This window comes from Arthrobacter sp. NPDC058192 (genome assembly GCF_042883665.1).
Taxonomy (GTDB): Bacteria; Actinomycetota; Actinomycetes; order Actinomycetales; family Micrococcaceae; genus Arthrobacter.
Map to the genome: position 1 here is coordinate 107,169 of NZ_JBHVVJ010000015.1, position 23,164 is coordinate 130,332.

Annotated in this window: 20 protein-coding genes; 9 read left to right on the plus strand and 11 right to left on the minus strand. The window is 67.5% G+C overall.

Going from position 1 to position 23,164, the window contains the following annotated elements; translation table 11 throughout:
* Positions 1-15: 15 nt before the first annotated feature.
* The 3 genes from ACFVVK_RS15580 to ACFVVK_RS15590 all read right to left on the minus strand — a co-directional run bounded on the left by ACFVVK_RS15580 (position 16) and on the right by ACFVVK_RS15590 (position 3,316).
* On the minus strand, positions 16-1,038 hold the full coding sequence (locus ACFVVK_RS15580) for a transketolase family protein (protein WP_390268719.1): 1,023 nt from the start codon (positions 1,036-1,038) through the stop codon (positions 16-18).
* Positions 1,035-1,913: a transketolase gene (locus ACFVVK_RS15585; protein WP_390268722.1), complete on the minus strand. Its 879-nt coding sequence runs from the start codon at positions 1,911-1,913 to the stop codon at positions 1,035-1,037. The genes ACFVVK_RS15580 and ACFVVK_RS15585 overlap by 4 nt, the downstream gene beginning before the upstream one ends.
* Before the next feature lie 62 nt (positions 1,914-1,975).
* Entirely contained in the window at positions 1,976-3,316 is a 1,341-nt protein-coding gene (locus ACFVVK_RS15590; RefSeq protein WP_390268725.1) for an MFS transporter, read from the minus strand.
* Positions 3,317-3,511: 195 nt separating this feature from the next.
* On the opposite strand from ACFVVK_RS15590, the gene ACFVVK_RS15595 reads away from it, so the two are divergent.
* The 5 genes from ACFVVK_RS15595 (at position 3,512) to ACFVVK_RS15615 (ending at position 8,453) form a co-directional block, all read left to right on the plus strand.
* Positions 3,512-4,390, plus strand: coding sequence for a sugar phosphate isomerase/epimerase family protein (locus ACFVVK_RS15595; protein ID WP_390268818.1), 879 nt, complete (start codon positions 3,512-3,514; stop codon positions 4,388-4,390).
* Complete coding sequence (locus ACFVVK_RS15600) at positions 4,387-5,160, plus strand: SDR family NAD(P)-dependent oxidoreductase (protein WP_390268728.1); 774 nt, start codon at positions 4,387-4,389, stop codon at positions 5,158-5,160. Before ACFVVK_RS15595 ends, ACFVVK_RS15600 begins: the two co-directional genes overlap by 4 nt.
* Before the next feature lie 57 nt (positions 5,161-5,217).
* The gene (locus tag ACFVVK_RS15605) at positions 5,218-6,993 is read left to right on the plus strand and encodes a dihydroxyacetone kinase family protein (protein WP_390268732.1); all 1,776 of its coding nucleotides are present in this window, start codon (positions 5,218-5,220) and stop codon (positions 6,991-6,993) included.
* A complete protein-coding gene (locus ACFVVK_RS15610; protein ID WP_390268735.1) occupies positions 6,993-7,484 on the plus strand; it encodes an RpiB/LacA/LacB family sugar-phosphate isomerase in 492 nt (163 codons plus the stop codon). The genes ACFVVK_RS15605 and ACFVVK_RS15610 overlap by 1 nt, the downstream gene beginning before the upstream one ends.
* 87 nt (positions 7,485-7,571) lie before the next feature.
* A complete protein-coding gene (locus ACFVVK_RS15615) occupies positions 7,572-8,453 on the plus strand; it encodes a cytochrome c oxidase assembly protein (protein WP_390268738.1) in 882 nt (293 codons plus the stop codon).
* An 18-nt stretch (positions 8,454-8,471) separates the two neighbouring features.
* Here the strand turns inward: ACFVVK_RS15615 and ACFVVK_RS15620 are convergent, their stop codons facing one another.
* The 4 genes from ACFVVK_RS15620 to ACFVVK_RS15635 form a co-directional block, all read right to left on the minus strand.
* Positions 8,472-9,605: a sulfite oxidase gene (locus ACFVVK_RS15620; RefSeq protein ID WP_390268740.1), complete on the minus strand. Its 1,134-nt coding sequence runs from the start codon at positions 9,603-9,605 to the stop codon at positions 8,472-8,474.
* Between the two features lie 138 nt (positions 9,606-9,743).
* Complete coding sequence (locus ACFVVK_RS15625; RefSeq protein ID WP_390268743.1) at positions 9,744-10,598, minus strand: SDR family oxidoreductase; 855 nt, start codon at positions 10,596-10,598, stop codon at positions 9,744-9,746.
* A 3-nt stretch (positions 10,599-10,601) separates the two neighbouring features.
* On the minus strand, positions 10,602-11,606 hold the full coding sequence (locus ACFVVK_RS15630) for an aldo/keto reductase family protein (protein ID WP_390268746.1): 1,005 nt from the start codon (positions 11,604-11,606) through the stop codon (positions 10,602-10,604).
* Positions 11,607-11,646: 40 nt separating this feature from the next.
* Positions 11,647-12,267 carry a hypothetical protein gene (locus tag ACFVVK_RS15635; RefSeq protein ID WP_390268749.1) on the minus strand — a complete coding sequence of 207 codons (621 nt, stop codon included), beginning with the start codon at positions 12,265-12,267 and terminating at the stop codon, positions 11,647-11,649.
* A gap of 306 nt (positions 12,268-12,573) precedes the next feature.
* Between ACFVVK_RS15635 and ACFVVK_RS15640 the strand changes: the two genes are divergently transcribed.
* On the plus strand, positions 12,574-12,963 hold the full coding sequence (locus tag ACFVVK_RS15640; protein ID WP_390268821.1) for a YchJ family protein: 390 nt from the start codon (positions 12,574-12,576) through the stop codon (positions 12,961-12,963).
* Positions 12,964-12,989: 26 nt separating this feature from the next.
* Here ACFVVK_RS15640 and ACFVVK_RS15645 read toward each other — a convergent pair whose 3' ends face one another.
* The 4 genes from ACFVVK_RS15645 to ACFVVK_RS15660 form a co-directional block, all read right to left on the minus strand.
* On the minus strand, positions 12,990-13,775 hold the full coding sequence (locus ACFVVK_RS15645) for a hypothetical protein (protein WP_390268752.1): 786 nt from the start codon (positions 13,773-13,775) through the stop codon (positions 12,990-12,992).
* A 160-nt stretch (positions 13,776-13,935) separates the two neighbouring features.
* Positions 13,936-15,882 carry an acyl-CoA dehydrogenase family protein gene (locus tag ACFVVK_RS15650; RefSeq protein ID WP_390268824.1) on the minus strand — a complete coding sequence of 649 codons (1,947 nt, stop codon included), beginning with the start codon at positions 15,880-15,882 and terminating at the stop codon, positions 13,936-13,938.
* Between the two features lie 150 nt (positions 15,883-16,032).
* Positions 16,033-16,362 carry a hypothetical protein gene (locus ACFVVK_RS15655; protein ID WP_390268754.1) on the minus strand — a complete coding sequence of 110 codons (330 nt, stop codon included), beginning with the start codon at positions 16,360-16,362 and terminating at the stop codon, positions 16,033-16,035.
* Between the two features lie 188 nt (positions 16,363-16,550).
* Positions 16,551-16,940, minus strand: a complete 390-nt coding sequence (locus tag ACFVVK_RS15660; RefSeq protein ID WP_390268757.1) for a PepSY domain-containing protein — start codon at positions 16,938-16,940, stop codon at positions 16,551-16,553.
* A 158-nt stretch (positions 16,941-17,098) separates the two neighbouring features.
* Here ACFVVK_RS15660 and ACFVVK_RS15665 point away from each other — a divergent pair, with 158 nt between their 5' ends.
* The 3 genes from ACFVVK_RS15665 to ACFVVK_RS15675 are packed head-to-tail and all read left to right on the plus strand — an operon-like array spanning position 17,099 to position 22,977.
* Positions 17,099-18,571: a DUF3375 family protein gene (locus ACFVVK_RS15665; RefSeq protein WP_390268760.1), complete on the plus strand. Its 1,473-nt coding sequence runs from the start codon at positions 17,099-17,101 to the stop codon at positions 18,569-18,571.
* Positions 18,572-18,574: 3 nt separating this feature from the next.
* The gene (locus ACFVVK_RS15670; protein ID WP_390268763.1) at positions 18,575-19,501 is read left to right on the plus strand and encodes a DUF4194 domain-containing protein; all 927 of its coding nucleotides are present in this window, start codon (positions 18,575-18,577) and stop codon (positions 19,499-19,501) included.
* Positions 19,498-22,977: an ATP-binding protein gene (locus ACFVVK_RS15675; RefSeq protein ID WP_390268766.1), complete on the plus strand. Its 3,480-nt coding sequence runs from the start codon at positions 19,498-19,500 to the stop codon at positions 22,975-22,977. Before ACFVVK_RS15670 ends, ACFVVK_RS15675 begins: the two co-directional genes overlap by 4 nt.
* Positions 22,978-23,164 lie beyond the last annotated feature (187 nt).

Here is a 23,164-nt window from a genome sequence, read left to right on the forward strand (position 1 = left end):
CGGCGGGCGCCGGGCCTAGCCAAGCTCGGCGAGGACCTTGGCCACGATCCGCTGGACGGACAAGCCGTAGCGCTCGTGCAGCGTGGGCAGGGCGCCGGCGTCGAGGAACTCGTCGGGCAGTGCCACCGGAACGACGCGCTTGCCGAGGCCGGCGGTGACGACGGCGGAGCCGACGGTTTCGAACAGGCCGCCGACGACGCTGTGGTTCTCCAGGGTGACCGCGAGACGGTCGGTGTTGATTTCGGCCAGGACGGTTTCGGCGTCGAACGGTTTGATGGTGGGCGTGTGGACGACGGCGACGTCCACGTTGTGCGCCGCCAGGGCCTTGGCTGCCTGGAGCGCCCGCATGGTCATCAGGCCGCTCGAGACGAAAACGACGTCGTTGCCGCCGCGCAGGACCTTGGCCTTGCCGAGTTCGAAGGTGTAGTCGTACTCGTCCAGGACCGTGGGGACATTGCCGCGGAGCAGGCGCAGGTAGGTCGGCCCGTCGCTGGCTGCGAGCTGCGGGACGGCCTGTTCGATGTCGAGGGAGTCGCAGGGGTCCACGATGGTCAGGTTGGGCATGCCGCGGAAGATCGCCATGTCCTCGGTGGCCTGGTGGCTGGGGCCGTAGCCGGTGGTGAGCCCGGGGAGGCCGCCGACGATGTTGACGTTCAGGTTGGGTTCGGCGGCGTCCAGGCAGAGGAAGTCGTAGGCGCGGCGGGCGGCGAACACGGAGTAGGTGGAGGCGAACGGGACCAGGCCGGTTTCGGCGAGGCCGGCTGCTGCGCCGAAGAGGAGCTGTTCGGCCATGCCCATTTGGAAGAAGCGTTCCGGGAAGGCCTGGGCGAAGATGTGCATGTCGGTGTACTTGCCCAGGTCAGCGGTGAGGCCGACGATCTTGTCGTTTTCCTGCGCGGCTTTGACCAGGGCGTGCCCGAACGGCGCGGAGGCGGTCTTCTGGCCCGGGTCCGCGAAGGACGCGATCATCGCCGAGGTCTTCAGCTTCGGGGCCGTGCTTGCCGGAGCTGTGCTGGCGGGGGCGGCGGTGGTGCTCATCGGGCGGCCTTTCCTTCGTATCCTGCGGTCAGCTGCTCGCGGCAGAGCTGCCATTCGTGTTCTTCGATGCGCATGAAGTGCGCCTTTTCCCGTTCCTCCAGCAGCGGCACGCCGCGGCCCACCTTCGTGTCGCACAGGATCACCGAGGGACGTCCGACGGCGGCGGCCTGGGCCGCTGCGTTGTCGAAGGCCTGCAGGAGTGCGGGCATGTCGTTGCCGTCCACCCGCTGGGTGTACCAGCCGGCAGCTTCCCACTTTTCCGTAATCGGTTCGGTGCGGAGCACGGTGTCGGTCTTGCCGTCGGCCTGGAGGGCGTTGATGTCCACCATGGCGGTGAGGTTGCCGAGCTGGTGGTGGTGGGCGCCCATGGCGGCCTCCCAGGTGGAGCCTTCGTCCAGTTCCCCGTCGGAGAGGAAGTTGTACACCCGGGCGTCCGAGCCCTGGTGGCGCAGCCCCAAGGCCATGCCGACGGCGATGGTCAATCCGTGGCCGAGGGAGCCGCCGGAGATTTCCATGCCGGGGGTGTAGGTGGACATTCCGGACATCGGGAGCCGGGAGTCGTCGGAGCCGTAGGTCTCCAGCTCCTCGACCGGGACGATGCCGGCCTCGGCCAGGGCCGCGTAGTGCCCGATCGCGTAGTGCCCGGTGGAGAGCAGGAACCGGTCCCGGTCCTCCCAGTGCGGGTCGTCCGCGCGGAACTTGAGCTGGTCGGCGTAGACGGCGGCGAGCATGTCCGCGGCGCCGAGGGCCTGTCCCACGTAGCCCTGGCCCTGGACCTCGCCCATGTTCAGGGCGTGATGCCGGATCCGGTACGCCGCGGCACTGATTTTTTCGATGCGGCCGTCGGGGCGGTCTGCAGCAGTTTCCTGGGTCATTCGTTCCTTCTGGGGGAATTCGTTGCTGTGCACTTTCTGCGGGCCGACTTCGTGGATGGCGGTCATCGGGCGTTCACCGACTGGGGTGTGCTTTTGGTGGCTTCCTCCGCGAGCCGGCGCTCGCGCTTGCCCCAGGTCTCCCGGGTGACAAGGGCGGCCCAAAGGCCGATGGCAGCGTAGGCGCCGAAAAGCAGAGCCGGGCCCATCCAGCCGAGGCTGACGAAGAGGAGCGTGGTGATGAACGGGGTAAAGCCGGAGACCATGGCCGAGATCTGGTAGGCCAGCGAGGCGCCGGAGGCGCGGGTCTTGGCCTGGAAGAGCTCCGGGAACCATGCACCCTGGGCGCCGGCGAGCGAGTTCTGGCACACGGCGTAGGAGATCACCAGGGTGGCGATGATGAAGATGAACAGGCCGGTGTTGACCAGCAGGAACATCGGTACAGCGAAGAGGACGGCGAAGGCGCAGGACCAGACGTAGACGGGTCGGCGGCCGATCTTGTCCGTCAGGCGGCCCCAGGCCTGGGTGGCGAAAATGCCGATGGCCGACGCGATGCAGAGGGCCACGAGGGTCTGGGTCTTGTCCGCCAGGTGCTGGCTGTTGAGATAGGAAATCATGTACGTGATGGAGACGGCGTAGCCGGCGGTTTCGGCGATGCGCAGGCCGATGCCCTTGATGATGTTGCGCCAGTCGGTCTTGATGACCTCGACGACGGGGGACTTGACGATGTCGCCGTGGTCCTTGACCTCGTCGAAGACGGGGGACTCGGGGACCTTGGAGCGGATGATCAGACCGACCACAACCAGCACGATGCTGGCCAGGAACGGGATGCGCCAGGCGAGTTCGCCGCCAAGCTGGACGCTGCCGAGGAAGACGAGGTTGGCCAGGAGCAGGCCCACCGGGAAGCCGGCCTGGACGATGCCGGTGAATTTGCCCTTGGACTTCCACGGGGCGTGTTCGTAGCTCATAAGGATCGCGCCCCCCCATTCCGCGCCGAAGGCCAGGCCCTGGACGATGCGGACGAACACGAGCAAGCCGGGGGCCAGCAGTCCCACCTGGCTGTAGGTCGGCAGCAATCCGATCAGGAACGTGGCGAGGCCCATCAGGATGAGGGATGCCACGAGGACCGGCTTGCGGCCGACCTTGTCACCGAGGTGGCCGCCGATGATGCCGCCGATGGGGCGGGCCGCAAACCCGACGCCGAGGGTGGCGAACGCCGCCAGCGTTCCCGTCACGGGATCGCCGGTGGGGAAGAACGCCGTGCCGAAGTACAGGGCAGCCGCGGTGCCGAAACCGATGAAGTCGTAGGTTTCGATCACCGCGCCGACGCCGGAGCCGATTGCGACGCGTCGGGCGTCCTTCGTGCCGTGCACCGGGCCCCGCATGGTGAGAGCTTCGTTGCTCATGTCAATCCCTTTCGAAGAGAGCCGCTGACGCTTCCGCGCCACCGCTGTCGACTGTTAACAGATGATACGCCAGTGTGACCCAGACAATAAAGCATTGTCAACAGTCGACTCCGAAGGTTGACTGTTGACAGTTGAATTCGATAATGTGGTCCACATCACCACCGCCCTAAAGGCGCGACCAGAGGATCAATGACGATGTTCAATTACCGACTCGGCTGCTCGTCCATCAGCTTCCGTCACCAGGACCTGCCCACAGCCTTGCGCACCATCGCGGACCTCGGCTTCGAAGAAATCGATCTGGGCGCGCTGCCCGGAGTGTGCGATCACGTCCCCTATGACCTGGACGCAGCAGCCGTCGCCACCGTGACGGCCGATGTCCGCGCCTCCGGGCTGCGGGTCCGATCGGTCAACGGGGACATCGGCGACCTGAACGCCGTGCTCGACGACGACGCACAGTCCGCCCGGGACCGGCACCTCGAGGCCCTCCTTTCCCTGGCCGCCGGCACCGGGGCCAAAGCCCTCGTCCTGCCCTGCGGCGCCCTCGGCCATGATCCGGTCCGCAGCCTCGGCGAGGACCTGGACACCATCGCCGCGCAGCTCATCCGGGCCCAACACCGGGCGCAGGAGTTCGGCGTCGAACTCTGGACCGAGTCGCTGCACTTCCTGCGCTTCTGCTGGAACCTTGAGCGCGCAGAACTGCTGGCCCAGCGGCTTGCCGGATCCGGCGTCGGGATCGTCATGGACTTCAGCCACATCGTGGCGGCCTGCGAGGATCCGCTCGAGTACCTCAAGCGTCATCAGGGCCGGATCGAGCATGTCCACCTGCGTGACGCAGTGCCGGGGAACATCAACCTCAGCATCGGCAACGGCGACGCCGATTTCGCCGCCGGCCTGGCCGCGCTCGCAGCCGTTGGCTACACCGGCCACTTCTCGCTGGAGCTGGAAACCCGGGACGTCACCCACGAGGAACGCCCAGCCGCGGCCGCAAAGGCCGCCGGCTTCATCACAGACCTCATCGATCCGCCTAACAAGCAATCAGGAAACCACTCAATGCAAACCCAAGGAGCATCATGACCACCATCCAGCGCACCGCCGTCCTCACCGGGGCAACCTCGGACCGGGGCATCGGTATCACCACCGCACGCCGCTACGCCAGCCAGGGCTGGGCCGTGGTGATCCTGGACCTCGACGGCGAGAAGTCCGCCAAGGTCGCAGCGGAAATCGGCAACGAATTCAACGTCCCCGCTTTCGGCCACGAGATCGACGTCGCCAACGAGAACTCCGTCAACGCCGCCTACACGGCTGTGGCGGCCGAGGTTAAGGCTGGCTCGCTCCCGGCAGTCGGCGCCCTGGCCAACATCGCCGGCATCACCTCGCCCGTACCGTTCCTGGAGACCACCCTTGAGCTGTGGCACAAGGTCATGGACGTCAACGCCACCGGCACCTACCTGGTCACCAAGGCATTCCTGCCGGACATGATCGACAACGGCTGGGGCCGGATTGTGAACATGTCCTCCGTGTCCGCGCAGCGGGGCGGCGGCGTCTTCGGCAAGGTCCCCTACTCCGCTGCCAAGGCAGCGATCCTGGGCTTCACCAAGGCCCTGGCCCGCGAGATCGGCGCCACCGGCGTCACCGTCAACGCCATCACGCCCGGCGCCGTAGACACCAACATCCGCGTGGGCAGCACCGAGGAGCAGGAAGCCGCGATCAACGCCGGGATCCCGCTGGGACGCAACGCCACCACCGAGGAAATCGCGGCCGTCATCACCTTCCTGTCCTCCGAGGAATCCGCGTACCTCACCGGAACCACCATCGACATCAACGGTGGAAGCCACATCCACTAGCCGCCAGCCGGCCAGGACTGAGCGTCAGAAGACCTAGCGCAGCTAAGAGAGCCCACCATGACCAGAATCTTCAACAACCCGTCCGAGTTCGCCGAGGAGGCCCTTGCCGGCTTCTGCGACGTCCATGCCAACCTGGTGCGCCCGGTGCCCGGCGGTGCCGTCCGCCGGCACCGCCCCGGCCACCCGAAGGTGGCCGTGCTGGCCGGCGGCGGGTCGGGGCACTACCCGGCCTTCGCGGGCCTCATCGGCACCGGACTGGCCGACGGGGCCGTGGTGGGGAACATCTTCACCTCGCCTTCCGCGCAGCAGGCGTACTCCGTGGCCAAGGCCGCGGACAGCGGCGCCGGCGTCGTCTTCACCTACGGCAACTACGCCGGCGACGTGATGAACTTCGGCATGGCCAGCGAACGGCTGGCCGCCGAAGGGGTCCAGGTGGAGAACGTCCTGGTCACGGACGACATCGCCAGCGCACCGCCGTCGGAAGCAGATAAACGCCGCGGCATCGCCGGCGACTTCACGGTCTTCAAGATCATGGGCGCGGCAGCCGAAGCGGGTGCCGATCTGGCCAACGTCGTGCGCCTGGGCCGCAAGGCCAACGACGTGACCCGCACCATCGGCAGCGCGTTCGCCGGCTGCACGTTCCCGGGTGCCGAGTCGCCACTGTTCACCCTTACGGACGGACAAATGGGTCTGGGACTTGGCATCCATGGCGAGCCCGGCCTGCACGACACCGACCTGCCCTCGGCCAGGGAGTTGGGCCAGGAACTGGTGGCGCGGGTGCTCTCCGAAGCGCCGCACAACGCCGGCAAGCGGATCGCCGTTATCCTCAACGGGCTCGGATCCACCAAGCATGAGGAACTGTTCGTCCTGTGGGGGACGGTGGCGCCGCTGCTGCGCGCGGCGGGCTACACCCTGGTCATGCCGGAAGTGGGCGAACTGGTCACCAGCCTGGACATGGCCGGCGTCTCGCTGACCATCACGTGGCTGGATGCGGAGCTGGAACCGCTGTGGGTCGCCCCGGCAGAAACCCCAGCCTACCGCCGCGGCAATGCGCCGCGGGAAGCCGGGGCGCCGGGCACCGAGGAAGCGTCCGACGGCGGCACGCCCTCGGACGTGTTCGTTGCGACTGATGACTCCCGCGAGTACGCTTCCCGCTGCGTCGCAGCCATCGGGGCCGCGCAGTCGTCCCTTCACGACGCCGAGGAACGGCTTGGCCGGCTGGACGCCATCGCCGGCGACGGTGACCACGGCCGCGGCATGGTGCGCGGCGTGGATGCGGCAGCCGCTGCAGCAGTTTCGGCTCTGGATCAGGGCGCGGGAGCAGGCGACGTACTTGCCGCCGCCGGCGACGCTTGGGCGGACAAGGCCGGAGGAACCTCCGGGGTGCTGTGGGGAGCCGGGTTGCGCGCCTTTGGCGAGACCATAGGGAACGCCTCGGCGCCGGCAGCAGCTGAACTTGCTGACGGCGTGACCGCGTTCGCGAACCGAATCATCCAGCTGGGCAAGGCCGAAACGGGCGACAAGACCATGGTGGACGCCCTGCTGCCCTTCGCCTCCGCGTTCGGCCGCGGGGTGGCTGAGGGCGTGGCGCCCGGCCGGGCCTGGCAGGGTGCCGCCGGGAACGCGGCAGCCGCGGCCGAAGCGACAGCGGACCTCCTTCCCCTGAAGGGCCGCGCCCGCCCCTTGGCCGCAAAGAGCCTGGGCACGCCGGATCCCGGTGCCACGTCCCTGGCCATGGTGTTTGCCGTGATGGGGCCGCACTTCACCGGCACCGCTGCGGAGAACGGCGGCGGAACGGTACCTCCTGCTGCGGCACCGGCTGGAGCAGAGTAATGACGACGGAAGGACAAGCCATGGGGCTGCGGCTCATTGTCGGCGGAGACGAAGCCGGAGTCGACTACAAGGACAAGGTGCTGGAGGACCTGCGCAACGACCCCCGCGTCAGCGAGGTCATCGACATCGGGGTCAACCGCACCGATGCGCCGGATGACTTCACCAAGCCTTACCCCTATGTGGGAATTGCGGCTGGCGAGATGATCCGGGACGGCGCCGCGGACCGGGCCATCCTCTTCTGCGGCACGGGGATCGGCGTGGCCATCGCCGCGAACAAGGTGGAAGGCATCCGCGCCACCGCGGCGCACGACTCCTTCTCCGTGGAGCGATCCATCCTTTCCAACGACTGCCAGGTCCTCACTATGGGCCAGCGCGTGGTGGGCATCGAGCTCGCCCGGCGGCTCGCCCGGGAATGGATCGGCTACACCTTCGATTCCGCGTCCGCCTCAGCGGCCAAGGTCAAGGTGCTCACCGACTTTGAGGGCTGCTGAGGCCAGCACCAGACTGACCGGCAGCGCACAGGCCCGAGGCGCGCCAAGATTCGGGGTCTTCCAAGATAAGACCACTACCATGGGCCCGTGCCGCCTCTTGATGTAGTCCTCACCGCCTGTCGGATAGACTGGGCCGCCGCCGCCCTGATCGTCGGTTCGGCGGTGCTGTACGCGCTGGGCCTGAAGGCTGCGACGGTGCGCGGCCACCGCCAGTCCGTCTGGCGGACGCTGGCGTTCTATGTCCTGGGTCTGGGGTTCCTCGCGGTGCTGACGTGCGGATTCCCCGGCGTCTACAGCGGGCAGCTCCGCTGGGCCTTCACGCTCAAGATTTCCCTCCTGCTCTTCGTGGTGCCGCTGCTGGTTGGGCTGGGAAGACCGATCTCCCTCGCCCGCGCAGCCCTCCCGCCGCGGGGCGTCGCCAGGCTGAACAAAACGCTCGGGCACCGCGCGGTGCGGTTCGCCGGCAACACCATGGCCGCCCCGCTCCTGGGCCTCGCCCTCTTCTCGACCTTCCTCACCCCGGCGTTCTACACCCTCCGCACGGCCCCGCTGGCCGAGGCGCTGCTGACCGTCGGGGTCCCCCTGCTCGGCATGATGATGGCGCTGCCGATCATCGAGGAGGCCGATTTCCGCCGTTCCAGCGCGTTCTTCGTCGTGGAATTCGTGTTCGTGTTCATTGAGCTTCTGGTCGATGCCGTGCCCGGGATCCTGCTGCGCCTCAACGGCCAGGTCCTCGACCACGTCACGACGGTGCCGTCCGCCGTGGGCTGGTTCCCGAACGCCCTGCGTGACCAGCAACTGGCCGGTGACGTCCTGTGGTTCATCTGCGAAATTGTCGACTTGCCCCTCATCATCCTGATGTTCATCCGCTTCTCGCGCAGCGACAAACGCGAAGCCCGCGGCTTCGATGACCTCACGGACGAGGAACTTGATGAACTGAACGCGGAGCACCTGCGCCGCGGCCGCTAGGCCCCCGCACGTCCTTCCTTACTCCACGCTGACCTGGATCCGCTGCACCACGTTGTTGCCCATGCCCTGGTAGTTCCACACCGGTTCCAGGGGCTGCACGGCACCGCTGGAATCGGTGGCGCGGCAGGCGAGCTGGTGCTCGCCGGGGTCGGCCACCCACGGCATGGACCATGCGCACCATGCAAAAGGCGACGCCGGGTGTTCCAGCTGGGCCGGTGCCCACTTGCCGTCGATCCCGACGTCGACCCGCTGCACGGCGCCCTGCCCGGACCACGCCCGGCCGGTCAGCATGACAGGCCCTGCGGGAAGGTGGCGGCTGCGGCTAAAGAAGTCCGGGACGCCCGGCGGAACCATCAGCGAACGGACCTTAATCCACGTGACCGGGGTGCCGGCGTCGTCCGCGTCCTGCTGGTAGCGGTACGCTACGGCCTGCTGGAAACCCTCGTAGGGCCTGGTCAGAACCTTGATCGAGGACAGCCACTTCACGCTGGCCATGCCGTACCAGCCGGGGACCACCAGCCGCAGCGGATAACCGTGCTGCGGCGGCAGCTCGGCGCCGTTCATCCGGTAGGCGAGTACGACGTCGGGCCGGAGCGCCTCCTCGATGGGCAGGCTTCGGGCGTACTGCTGGGGGACGCCGCCCTGGACGCCGGAGTCCGCTCCGCTGAAAAGCACTTCCACGGCGTCGTCGTCCACCCCCGCCCGGGCCAGCAGGTAGGCCAGCGGGACGCCGGTCCATAAGGCCGTGCCTACCCCCTCCAAGACCCAAGGCTGGCTCAACGGGCGCGGCCGCAGCAGGGACCGGCCGTTGCCGGCGCACTCCAGCGTCACCGGGAGGGTGATACTCGGCGCCCGGAGCAAGGCCCGCAGGCTTAACTCCGTGGACCGCTGCACGGCCCCGCCGATCCGCAGGTGCCAGTGCCCGGCGTCGATGAACGGGATGTCGAAGTGGGTCAGCACATAGTGCAGCCCTGGCGGCGTGGTGTCGTTCCGCAGGGCCTCGAGCGGCATGGAATGATTGCGCACCGCGAGCTGGAGCTCTTCGGCCGTCAGCGGGCCGTGGCTCGGCTCGCCGGAATGCGGCCGCGGGTTTGCAGCCTGGCGGCGCGGACTCTTCAGGACAGAGGAATATCGGGACATTTGCTTTGGCATGGCGCGCTGCGATTCTTCAAAGGGACCAGCCCGGTTGTGGCCGGTGCCACCTGAGTTCAGGTCTACGCCGCCGCCTGAAAGCCGTCAATACCGGCCACGCGCTGCCGGGCCAGGGCCGGCACGCACCGGCGCCGGGGGCTACAGCGTGTGAGCCTCGGCCAGGAACTGTTCGAGGCTCAGCGGCTCGCGGCCCGTCAGCTCATGCACGTCCGACGTCGGGCCGGCCAGTTCGCCGGCCGCGATGGCCGTGTATGTGCTCACCCAGGCATCCACCTGCCACGGCGGTGCACCGTAGGAGGCACGTGACGCGTAGGCCTCCTCCAAGGTTTCGTTGTGGAAGCTGATGGTCCGGCCAGTTTTGGCCGTCAGGATATACGCGCCACGGGTCAACGAGATGTTTTCCGGGCCGGTGAGGTTGTAGGTCCTCCCCACATGCAGAGCCGGGTCCCGCAGCACGGCAACGGCCGAGCGTGCAATGTCCGACCGCGCGACGGCCGCCATTACGCCGTCCCCGGCGGGACCCCGGATGACGCCGTCCTCCCCGGCCAGCAATGGCAGGAAGTCCAGGTAGAAGTTGTCCCGCAGGAATGTGTAGTCCATGCCGGAGGCTTTGATCCGTTCCTCGGTGGCGAAGTGGTCCCGGCCCAGGGTGAACGTGGCATCCGGCGCTGCTCCGAAGAACGAGGTGTACACAATGTGCTGGACCCCGGCTGCGGCGGCCGCGTCGACGAAGGCGTAGTGCTGCTGCAGCCGGTCCTCGGCTTCGGCGGCGGAGACCATGAACAGCGTTTTCGCGCCGACCAAGGCAGCCTTCGTCCGCTCCGCGTCGGCGTAGGCGGTCACGAAGGGGACAGCGCCTTCGAGGTCCGGGGCGCGGGCGGCGTCCCGTACCAGGAGGCGCTGGGCGCTTCCGGCCTGGGCCAGCAGCCTGGCCACCAGGGCGCCGAGTTGGCCGGTGGAGCCGGTGACGGCGAGATCGGGCGCGGCGGTCATGGGCTAGGCCTCGCGGGAGGCGGGAGACTTGGTCTGTGCCGGATCGCGCTCGGCCAGCGAACCGATGACGGCATCGATCTTGTCCATGATCACCGGGTCCAGCTTCACCCCGGCGGCCGCCACGTTCCGCTCGATCTGCTCCGGCCGGGATGCGCCCATGATCGCCGAGGCCACGTTCTTGTTCTGCAATACCCAGGCAATACTGAGCTGGGCCATGGTCAGCCCGGTCTCATCCGCAATCGGTTTGAGCTGCTGGACGCTGTTCAGGACCTCGCTGGACATCCAGCGTTCGATCATCCGCGAACCGCCCTTGGCGTCCGTGGCGCGGCTGCCTGCGGGGGCCGGTTTGCCGGGGTGGTACTTGCCGCTCAGCACGCCCTGTGCCATCGGGGACCAGACGATCTGCGACAAGCCCAGCTCTGCCGAGGTGGGAATTACCTCGGCCTCGATCACCCGCCACAGCATGGAGTATTGCGGCTGGTTGGAGATCAGCTGGAAGCCCAGGTCCTCGGCCAAGGCGTGGCCGTCACGGATCTGGTTGGCCGTCCACTCGCTGACCCCGATGTACAGGGCCTTGCCTTGCCGCACAATGTCCGCGAAGGCCTGCATGGTCTCTTCCAGCGGCGTCTCGAAGTCATAACGGTGGGCCTGGTACAGGTCCACGTAGTCGGTCTGCAGCCGCCGGAGGGAGCCGTTGATGGATTCCATGATGTGCTTGCGGGACAGGCCCAGATCGTTGTGGCCCTTGGGACCGGTGGGGCCGAAGACTTTGGTGAAGATTTCCAACGACTCCCGGCGTTCATCCTTCAGTGATTCGCCCAGGACCGTCTCCGCGGCCGTGTTGGCGTAAACGTCTGCCGTGTCGAAGGTGCTGATTCCGGCGTCGAGCGCCGCCCGGACGCACTGGGTGGCTACGTCATTCCCTACCTGTGAGCCGTGGGTCAGCCAGTTGCCGAAGGTGATTTCCGAAATCTTGAAGCCGCTGTTCCCGAGGTATCTGAATTCCATGGGTCCCAACGTAGTCGACTTGTTTGCCGGGGGTAAGGCCTCAGCCGGCTTTGCGCTCCTGGTCCTGCGGTTTGGCATTGCCGGTTTGAAGAATGCCGCGCAAGGACACGAGCGAGCCGGTGTCGAGCAGGGATTTCGCGGCGGCCATGGGCGGCTTTTTGAACGCGCGGGGGACGACGCCGGGTGTTCCGTTGGCGTCCGTGGCAGATTCCACCAGGGCTGAGACTTTCGTGATGTCCCGCACCGGCGCCTTGGGGCTGGGTAAGTCGCGGACCGAAACCCGGACGGCGGGGCCGGCCTCGGCCCTGGCCCTCGCGGCGGCGCGGGTATCCGCCCGGGCCACGGCAGCCGCCCACTCGGGCGACAGCGCGGGCTCCTTCTTGGCACCGGGCCGAGCGGCGCGGTCCGGCTTGGCCGTTCCCGCCGGCTTCGCAGCCGCTGCCGGCCGGCCAACGGGTCGGTCTGCCTGCTGGTCCCGCGGCTGCTGGCCGCGGCCGGGAACTCTCGCGACGGCCATGACCACAACGGCCGCAAGGCGGCCGATTCCGGCGATCACGAGCGTGGCGGCAAAGACCAGGAAGAGCCCGAGGAACATGACGAACGCCACGCCAAGGGTGCCGAAAAAAGTTAGGTTCAGCGCAATGGTTGTCGGATCTTCCATGTCACCTCTCCTAGCCAGCCTGCTGCAGCGCGGCTCCCTGCCGCAAGCACGTGGCGGGCAGGAGAGCCTCGCTTAACAATACGTACTTTTCGCCCGCTCCGTGCCGCTCCCGGGGGTCCAGGCGAAGATGTGTCGAAGCCGTTATGCGCGAGCAGTGAAGCGGGCGCGGGGGCCGGCAGCTATAGTCGAAGACACCCGCCGGCGTCGTCCGGCCGGCCGGAAGGACACCTTGTGACGCACGCCGCAGCAGCCGGATCCGAGCCAGGCGACAGGTCCCCAGCGGACCGGTCCGCGAGCCCGGCAGCCCTGCCCGATGAGGGCAACTGCCCGTGCCTGTCCGGCGAGCAGTACGGCGACTGCTGCGGACGGTTCCACCGCGGGGACGCCGAGGCGCCGACGGCGGAGCAACTCATGCGGTCCCGGTACAGCGCTTTCGTGGTCGGGGATGAGGAGTACCTGCTGCGCACCTGGCATCCGGACACCCGGCCCGCGGGGCTGGAGCTGGACCCGCACATGCAATGGCGGCGCCTGGATATCCTCTCCACCAGCCGGGGCGGCCCGTTGGACACCGAGGGAGTGGTGGAGTTCGCTGCGCACTACCGGCACGACGGCGACCGTGGCGTCCAGCACGAAACCAGCCGGTTCGTGCGGCAGGACCGGCGCTGGTACTACGTCGGTGCCGACGCCATCAGATAACGCTCAGTCGGCGCCCGGTTCAGGGATCAGTCCCGGTCGGCTATTCCCGGGGCGAAGCCGGCGCGGTCCACTTTCCGGTGGAAGTGCATGCCGGCGAGTCCGCCCAGGACTGCGCCGATCAGCGCCACGACCGCGACCACGACGGCGGCGATGATGCTCATCAGGCTCAACTGGCCCTCATTGATGGGGATGCGGGGAAAGCTGTTCAGGTTGGCCAGGATGTTGAACTGCTGTCCGGCGACGAAGCCCAGCGCGGCTACGACCACGGCGGCGATCAGGGCCCAGATCCAGACCATGAGGCCCTGCCGAGCGCCATTGAACCGGGCCATCCGGCCGGCCACGTAGCCGCCGCAGTAGTAGGCGACCAGCAGGATCACCAGCAGCACGATGATCCCGACGATTCCCACGGTCTGGTTGCTGGACGCCTGGTTGACCGTGGCATTCACATCGCTGTTCGTGGCCAGCCCGACGGCCGTCCCGGCGGCGGCTACCAGTGCGGTCAGCAGGACAGCCGTGCCGGTGGCGGTAAGCCACCCGAAGAACGCCGCGCCGATCTGGATGCCCCCGAACTGTTCCTTTTCGCGGGCGACGACGCTCTGACGTGTCGGAATCTCGTCAACGACGGGTTCCCCCGCAAGCCGGTCCTCCCGGGTCGCCGTGAGGACCCCGGTGTCCGTGCCGGCCGGCGCGGGACGCTCCGCGTGTGCGCCGTCCTGCCGGGCATCATGGATGCGGGCATCTGTGGCCTGGGTTCCGGCATCGGCGCGCGTGTGGCGGGGCGTGCGGTCTTCGGGGTCTACCGTGCTGCTCATGTGGGTGCTCGCTTTCATTGATCCACCCGGAGCAGATTGAACCGGGCACGCAATGCTTCGACCCCCGTCGGGTCTTAACCCCACCTAACCACGGGCACAGCCAGATAGCAAGGGTACTTACTATTTCGTTCCGGCCCAAGCGATCGGCCATGGGCGCGCGTCAGCGGTATTTTCGATGCAGGTCTTTCCGCACTGAGGCGCCCGGGCTGGCGTCAGCAATCCATGGGCCAGTTCCTTCTGACTGGTCCAGGACCCCGGCTTCAAGCCAGGTGTAGTCGCCGGCCAACGCCTTGCGGGCCAGGGCGTGGTCGGCATCGTCGGTGTTCCGCCACAGCCGGTCGAAGTATTCGTCCACACGGACGCGGGCCTGCTCGCAATAGGCCTCGGCAAGCTCGTACGCCGAGGCGCCACGTTCCGGTTGCGTGCGCAGGAGCATCTCGGCCCGGGAGCAGCACGCCGCCATGGCAAAGAGCTCCGCACCGATGTCCACGATCCGGCCCAGGAACACCTGCCTGTGCTCCAGTTTCGCCTGCCAGCGGCCCATGCCGTAGAAGGTCTGCCGTGCCAGCCGCCGGGAGGACCGCTCCACATACCGCAGCTGTTTTGCGAGCCTGCCGAAGTCGCTGTAGGACCTCGGGTCCATGCCGGCGCCGGCCACGAGTTTAGGCAGCCACTTGGCGTAGAAGCCTGAAGCGCCGACGGCGGCCTTCGCCTTATCCGACAGGCCAGCGTCCTCCGAGGCAAGGTCTCCAGCCGCGGCCAGGTGTGCGTCCACGGCTTCGCGCGCGATCAGCAGCCTCATGATTTCCGAGGACCCCTCGAAGATCCGGTTGATCCTCATGTCGCGGAGCTGTTGCTCCGCGGCGACGGCGCGCTCGCCGCGCGCTTCCAGGGAGTCGGCTGTTTCAAAGCCGCGGCCGCCCCGGATCTGCACGAGTTCGTCGGCGATGAGGCAACTGATCTCCGTAGCCCACAATTTGGCCAGCGCCGCCTCGATCCGGACGTCCTTTTGCCCGGCGTCGGCCATTTCCGCGGAGAGTTCGAACACGGCATCCAAGGCGAAGGAACTGGCCGCGATGAACGCGATTTTCTTGCCCACCGCCTCGTGCTGTCCAACCGGCCGCCCCCACTGGGTGCGGGCATTGGACCATTCCCGGGCGATCTTCAGGCTCCACCGGCCTGAGGCGACACACAGCGCGGGAAGCGAGAGCCTGCCCGTGTTCAACGTGGTGAGGGCGATTTTCAGGCCCTGGCCTTCGCGGCCCAGCCGGTTGGCCGCCGGGACCCTGACCTGATGGAAACGGGTGACGCCGTTTTCGATCCCGCGGAGCCCCATAAAGGCGTTGCGGTTTTCCACGGTGATGCCCGGCGAGTCCATTTCCACCACGAACGCGCTGATCCCGCCCTTGTGGGCCGTCCCGTCCGCATCCGTGTGCGACGGCACGACGGCCATGACCACTGCGAGTTCGGCGATGACTCCATTGGTGGTCCACAGCTTGACGCCGTCCAGGACATACGATTCGCCGTCGTCGGAGAGGACGGCGGTGCTGCCCATCCGGGCGGGGTCGCTGCCGACGTCGGGCTCGGTCAGCAGGAACGCGGTGATGGCCCCGGCGGCACACCGGGGCAGGTAGTCCGCCTTTTGGGTTGGCGTGCCGAAGACCTTGACCGGTTCCGGGACACCGATCGACTGGTGCGCGGACAGCAGGGCGCCGAGGCTGGGGTGCACCGAGCCCAGCAGGCCCAGCGCGCGGCCGTAGTACACCAGCGTGAGGCCCAGGCCGCCATATTCGCGGGGTATCTTCATGCCGAACGCGCCGAGCCCGGCAAGCCCGCGGAGATATTCGTCTGGAATCCGGGCGTCGCGCTCGATGGCACGCCCGGAGATGGTACGGCAGTACTCCGTCAGCCGGGCCATGAACGCCTCGCCACGCTCGACGTCGTCTGCCGGGGCCTCGGGCCACGGATGAATCAGGCTCAGGTCGAAGGCGCCAAGGTAGAGGCCCTTCGCGAAGCTGGGCTGGGTCCAACTGGTTTCCCTGGCTGCCTCGGCGATGGCCCGCGCGTCGGCGGCAGTTGCGTCCGGGCCGAGGTGGTCCGGCGGCACGGGGGTCTCAGGGGCTGGCGTCTCCGGTACGGGGGCCTCCGGTGCCGGTGTGCCTTCAGCGGCAGGATCTTCAATGGCGGAGCTCACTGGGCATCTCCTCTAACCGGGTGGCCGGCTTGAGCCCTGGATCCGCCGCGGGTGGAGGACCCTTCAGCTGTCCCGCAATACTACTCGCGGGTAAGTGCCGGTGCTAGGGGCGGTTAGCCCTTGACCATCAGCCAGAAGATCAGCGCCGAAGTCGACCTGGAAGTCGCCAGGCAGCTCGACGTGGCGGACCAGCCGGTCCCAGCCGTGGTTGACGACATGGACCAGGCCCGTCGCGCCACGGGCCAGGAGGTACCAGATGAGCCGACCCACGCCGACCAGGACCATGGCCGCGAACGCGGACACCATCATGAAGAGGCCGATGATCAGGGCGAACACGAGGGTGCCGGTGACCACCAAAGTGCCCGTTTCCACTGCGCTAAGGTCGAACTGCATTCTTCCCCCTGCACCATTGCGTCGGTTGAACCAGTAGCCCGAGCGTAGGGTGCGGGAGGCGTGCGCAACTAGGGCCCGTGGCCCGTTCCGCGCCCCTTGATATGGGATCGAAATGCTACCGAAGCGTAGGTCACGGAGCGGTTGCGGCCGCCTCACCAACCCCGGCCGTCGCCTTGATGCGGCGGAGGCTAATCGTCGTCGTGCTCGGGGGCGCTCTGGCTCAGGACCTTGAAATCCGTTCCAAGTGCAACTTCGACCTGGGTGCCGTTGCCGAGGCGCACTTCCACCTCGTAGGCTGCGCCGTTGTCGTCGCGTTCCACTTCCGTGACGGTGCCCGGGCCGACCTTCGCCAGGGCAGCCTTGGAAGCCATCGCGCGGTCGGCGTCGCTGAGCGCCGGACCGTCGGAGCCGCCGAAATCGTCGTCGGGTTCCAGATTGCCAGCGCCGAGCACCAAAGCGGCCGGATGCCAGAGTGGGAGGTCCCTGGCTTGTTGGGTCGCCGCCACCGCCACCGAGGCTCCGCCCAGCACCACAGCCGCGGTTGCCCCGCCGGTGATCCACATGGTTTTCTTCCGCATGGTCGTCCCCTCTCAGCTGGTTCTTCCAGTGTGCTCCGGATGCGGGGAGCGGACAATGACCAATCTGTCCGGGGGCCTGCGTTAACCTTGTAGCTGGCAGTTTTGCGAATCCGCTGCCCCACCACCCCGATCATCCTCTGGCAGTCGAAGGAGAGCGCGTGTCCCGATCCGCCGGAACGTCGGCCGACGCTATCAGCGCCCGGCTCCGAGATCTCGAGCTCCTCACTAAAGGTCCTGCCTGGGCGCTGACGCGTTCGGCGCCGTGGGTGATCGCCGTGCTGCAGGCATCCTTCACGCGCACCCGCGCCCAGTTGCCGCTGGAAGAATTCCACGCCGACGTCGACGCCTTCCTGGAGCAGCTCCGCCGGCAGGCCCCCGGCACGGGAGAGCAGCCGGGCGGTGCCGGTCCCGGCGCGCCCACCGGGAAGAAATATGCGGACGAGTGGACCCGCAAGAACTTCCTGACCCGTCGGAACCAGTCGGGCGCGATTGTTTATGAAGTCACCGAGCCCGCAGCCCGCGTCCTGGCTTTCCTGGACAGCCTGTCGAGCGAACGCTCCACGCTGAATGGCTCCCGGCTCGGCACCCTGCTCGGCGACGTCGAGAAGCTCGCGCATGAGACCAACCCGGACCAGAGCGCACGCCTCGAGTCCCTCGAGGAGGAGATTGACGAGCGCCGCCAGCTGATCGAGGACATCAGTTCCGGGGACTTCGACGGGCTGCTCGACGATGATGAGGCCGTGGAGGCTGCCGGCAACATCCTCGATCTCGCCGCCAGCCTGCCTGCGGACTACAAGAAGATGCGTGACCGGATCGAAGAGCTCGTGGGGGAGTTGCGCAACCAGATCATCGAGGAATCCCTGAGCAAGGGCGCCACCATGGCCCAGGTGCTCGAGGCCGACAAACGCCTTCGCGAGAGCCCCGAAGGCCGGACTTTCCGTTCCTTCACCGCGTTCTTGGACGACCCGCAGCAGCAGTTGCGGTTCCGGTCCGCGATTGGCGAGGTGCTGGGCCGGCAGTTCGCTGACGAGCTCAGCCACGATGAACGGGAGACCCTCAAGAATCTCGTGGCCGAGCTCCGCAGCCAGCACAGCCAGATCCAGAGGATCTACGGCAAGCTTAGCGAGAGTCTCAATACGTACGTCCAGAGCGACGACTTCCGCCAGTCGGTCCGGCTCCGCACGGTCCTGCGCGAGGCGGAGCAGGCGATCCGGTCCCTGCCGTACGAGCGCGAACGGCCCGGGCTGGTGCGCGGCCCGGTGCTGTTCAGTGCCGGCTTCGAGTCCCTGGCCATGGTCAAGCTCTTCGACCCTGACGAGTTCGCGGCGCCGCCCAAGCTGGCGGACCCCATCTCGTTCTCGGACGCGGACCGCGCCCGCTCGCCGCGGACCGGCAAGGCCAAGCCGGAAGCCATCCGCGCTGCGCTCGCGGGCGCGTCAACCCTCACCGAGGCCTGGGCGCAGCTGCCCGCCGGGGAACGCCACATCAACTCCATCAGGGCCCTGCTCTCGCAGACCCTTCACGACGGCGCCGCCTTCGACCGCGAAGCCTGGGGGCCGGTCGAGTTCGAACAGATCGACGGCAGCACCCGCACCGCCTACCTGCCTGTCGTCACGCTCACGAAGGATTGACCATTGACTGAGTTTTCAAACACCACCACAAACGCCGAGGCGGCAGTTGGTGCTGAACATCCCTTCACGGTCACCCCGCGCGACACTTTCGTCGACGGGGCCGCTCTCTTCCCGGGCGACACGGGCGTGCTCCCGATGAAGGTCCGGCAGGCGCTCGTAAAGCTGCTCAAGGGCCCGTATATTGACGGCGGCCGCGATGAAAAACTGTGGACCACGCTCCTGGACAACCAGCTCATCCTCCGCAGCCGCCTCTCCGAACTGTTCCTAACCATGCAGCTGGACCACGAACGCAAGGTCGCCGTCCTGCGCCCCGTGGACCCCGAGGCGATCGGCGGCAGCACCCGCTCCAGCATCCTGCGCCAGCAGCGGGCCCTTTCCCGGGTCGAAACCATCGTGCTGCTTCGCCTGCGCCTGCTCCTGGACCGCCATGTCACCGCCCAGACCGACCCGACGATCACCCGCGAGGAAATCGCAGAACTCGTTGCCCACTACCAGCCCGCCGGCCAGCAGGACGCCCTCCGCGACTCCGACGTCGTCAACCGTGCCATCACCAAACTCCTGGCCCGCCAACTCCTCCTCACCACAGGCCTGGAGGACGTTTACACGATCTCCAACGCCCTCCCCCTGGCCCTCCCGTTCGACAACATCGGCGACATCCCGGCTCAAATCGAAGCCCTGAAATCAGCCAACACGGACCAGTCCGGAACAGAACCGCTGCTAGACCTCGACGGCGACGCCGCAACGGACGCCCAAGGTGACCTGACCAACGACGACGACGGCGATGCCGCCCCGGGAGTGGCATCGGGCCTGTCGGAGCCGCGCGCTGAGCTGATCGAAGATCAGCTGCGCGGCGAAGGGGCGGGGGCGGCATCGCCGTCGGCGTCCCCCGCAGCCACAACTGACGCAACCGAAGCGGAGGAAGCCAAGTGAGCATCGCAACCATGCTGCCCATGGGCGAGCTCACCAACCCCGGCCAGATGCGCTTGGCACTGGTCCAGGTGGTCAACTGGGGCACATTCCATGGCGCCCACACCATGCGCGTGGACCGCAACGGCACCCTGCTGACCGGTAATTCCGGCGTCGGAAAGTCGACGCTGTTCGACGCCATGCTTCGGGTCTTCGATGCCCGTCCGCGCTCCAACGAAGCCGCGGCGCAGCGGGCCGGTGGCGCCGTGGAGGACAAGCGCACCACGTTCACGTACATGCGCGGCAAGGTCGGCGACAAGGCGGTCGGCGAGGGCTCGGCGAGTGCGTTCCAGCGCCCCGGTGCGACCTGGTCCGCCGTCGCCCTGACATTCGACAACGCCGCTGGCACCAAGGTCACGGTCTCGGCGCTGTTCGACCTGCCCAAGAACGGCACGGAATCCAGCGTCGGCCGGTACTACCTGATCGACAACAAGCCGCTGGACCTCGCGGCCATCGAGGGCATCGCGGACAAGCGGTTCACCAAATCCGCCCTGGACGTGATTTTCCCGGATGCCCAGATCTTCGACGTCCACAAGGCCTTCGCCGAACGCTTCCGGCGCCTCCTGGGGATCAACTCGGATCAGGCCCTGCCGCTGCTGCGTGTCATCCAGGCCGGCAAGGGACTCGGCGGCAGCGTCAACACGTTCTTCCGCGACCAGGTCCTCGATGCCCCGGCGACCCTGGCCGCCGCGGACGACGTCGTCGAGGAATTCAGCAACCTGATGTCCATCCGGCAACGCCTCGAGGACGTCCGGCAGCAGCGCGACCAGCTGGCTCCCATCCCCGGGCTGAACAAGGAGTACGCCCAGGCGCTGCTCGACGCAAACCGGCTGCGGGAACTTTCCGGCGAGGAATTCGAGGCCTACAAGCTGCAACTCGCTGTCACCGTCCACGGGAAGACCCTGGCCCGGTTGAAGGAGCTTGCCCAGGCCAAGGCCGACGACCTCGCGGCCGAACGCGCGGTCCGCGACGGCTTCGCCAAGGAGCTCCGCCAGCTGGAGGGCGAGTACAACAACCAGGGCGGCAACGCGATTTCCGCGATTGAGCAGTCCCTCGAGAACGCCCGCGTGGGGCTCAAGCTCCGCCAGGAGGTCGAGGAATCAACCCGCAAGGCGCTCTCCGACGCGGGCCTGGACCTTCAGTGGTCTGCCGCCGGCTGGGAACAGGCCCATGCCCACGCCGCCGCCCGCTCGGCCGAACTGCGCGACGACTCCGAGGCGCTCCGGGAGCTGCGCTTCGAGGCGTTCGACGGCCACGCGACGAAGAAGCGGGAGCTCGCCGCCGCCCAGCAGGAACTGGTGTCGCTCAAGACGCGCAAGTCGCTGCTGCCGCCGGCAAGCATTGAGAACCGCAGCGCCATCGCTGCGGCGACCGGCGTGCCGGAAGAGCACATGCCCTTCGGCGGCGAACTGATCGACCTCGCGGAAGACCAGGAGCAGTGGCGGCCGGCGGCCGAGCGGGCACTCCGGAGCCTGGCCACCACGCTGCTGGTTCCGGGCGAGCACTTCGGCGCCGTGACCCGGTACCTCAATGACCATTCCGTCCGCGGCGCCCTGCGCGCCGTGGATGTGTCCAAGCCGCTGGTCGGCGGCGCGCTGGCGGTGCAGGACGCAGCTGCCGGGGACCTGCTGACCAAGCTGAGGTTCCTGGCCGACGCCGGCCCGCGCATGGAGGCACTGGCCGAGGCCAGTGCCTGGCTCCGCGAGCGGATTGCGCTCGATTTCGCGTACCCCTGCGTGGAAGACCCGGACGAGCTCGCCGGCCTCGACAGAGGCTTGAGCCTGGGTGGGGTGGTCAAACGAAACCGCCACACGGTGGAAAAGGACGACCGCTTCACGTCCCGCCAGGACTACGTTCTTGGTTTCGACAACGCGGCCAAGCTGGAGCTCGTTGCGGCCCAGGTTGAGGACCTGCAGCAGGAACTGGTCAAGGCCGCCGAGCTCGCGCAAAGCCGGGAAGAGTCACACCAGGGCATGACCCGGCAGCTCGACGCCCTGCGCCGCGTCGCGGACGACCACCGGCCCTGGGATCAGGTTTCCGCCGCGGTGGCTGCGGAGGAGCTGGCGCGGATCGAACAGCGCCTCAAGGACGCCCTTGCCGCGCAGGCCGACCTCGAACCGCTGCGCGCCAACATCGAGGCCGTCCGGCACAAGCACCAGTCCAGCACCGAGGCAGCGGCCGTCCTGCAAAGCGAGTACAAGGCGCTGGATTCGCGAATGACCGCTGCGGATTCACTGCTCGAAGGCGCACGCAGCAGGCTGGCGCAGTCGCCGCCGTCGGAAACGGCCATCGCCGCCCTGGAGCCGTACTTCACCGGGTTCGGCGACGTCACGGAGATGCACGAGCTCGACAACCTTGCCAACCAGGTCCGCACCCGGCTTCTCGCGGAACTGCACGGGGCGGAGTCTCGCGGGCAGGCCACGTCGGAGCGGCTTACCCGCATCTTCGAGGGCTTCGTGCGGGAATGGGGCACGGCGATTTCGGCCGACCACGGCACGTCGATCGGCGCCGCAGGGGAGTTCGAATCCCGTTACCACGCGATCGTCAGCGACGGACTGCCCGCGCAGGAGGCCGAGTTCCGGCAGTTCTTCAACCAGCGCACGCACGAATCCTTTTCCACCCTGCTCCACCTTCTGGATGAGGAACGCCGCTCCATCACCAGCCGCATCCTGCCGTTGAACGGCATCCTCTCCGAGGTCAACTTCCACGAAGGCAGCTTCCTGGAGCTGGACATCAAGCAGACCCTGCCGGCGACGGCGAAGCAGTTCAAGGACGCCGTCCAGAACGCGCTCAAGGTCCGGCACGCCCGGCCGGGCAAATCCGCCGCGGCAGCCGTTGCAGCGGGGGAGCCGGACGACGACGCGGAGCTCACCAACCGCTACAAATCCCTTGAGACGTTGGTGAAACGGCTCGGCTCGCAGACCCCGGAGGACCGGCGCTGGCGTGCCGAGGTGCTGGACGTGCGCGGGCACCTGTTCATCCAGTGCAAGGAGCACCGGGAGATGCCCGGGCGCGGCAAGAGCGGTTCCGCGAAGACCGAGGTCTTCATGCACGCTGACACCGGCTCCATGTCCGGCGGCGAGAGGCAGCGCTTCACGGCCTTCATCATGGCGGCGGCGCTGAGCTACCAGCTGGGCATCGCCGAACAGGGCTTCACCACCTACGGGACCGTGATGATGGACGAGGCCTTCGTCCTCGCGTCGGAGGAGTTCGCGGGGGCGGGCATCAAGGCGCTGCACGAATTCGGCTTCCAGCTGCTCCTTGCCGCCCCGGAAAATGTCATCGACCTCTCCCGCCATCTGGGTTCTGTGACGGAGATCCTGCGGGACAAGCGCACAAACCGCTCCGGGGTGCTTACCGCGCCCGTGATCGGCCCACGGGCCGGCACGGAAGGTCGCTGGCGATCCGAGGCGAACCCGGTGGACATCGTCCTGCGGTAGGAATGCAAATCGGGTCTTCGCGCTCTGTGGAGGGCTGTTACCTGCTTTTAATGGCAGATATATAACAAATCGATGGATTTACTGTCGGAGATCTGTTCCGGGCTTCCTTCCGCGTGCCACTCTTTGGAGCATCATCCCTCTCCCGCGCTCCATAGGGTCCGCACGGAACATGCCGCGAGGCGCCCCA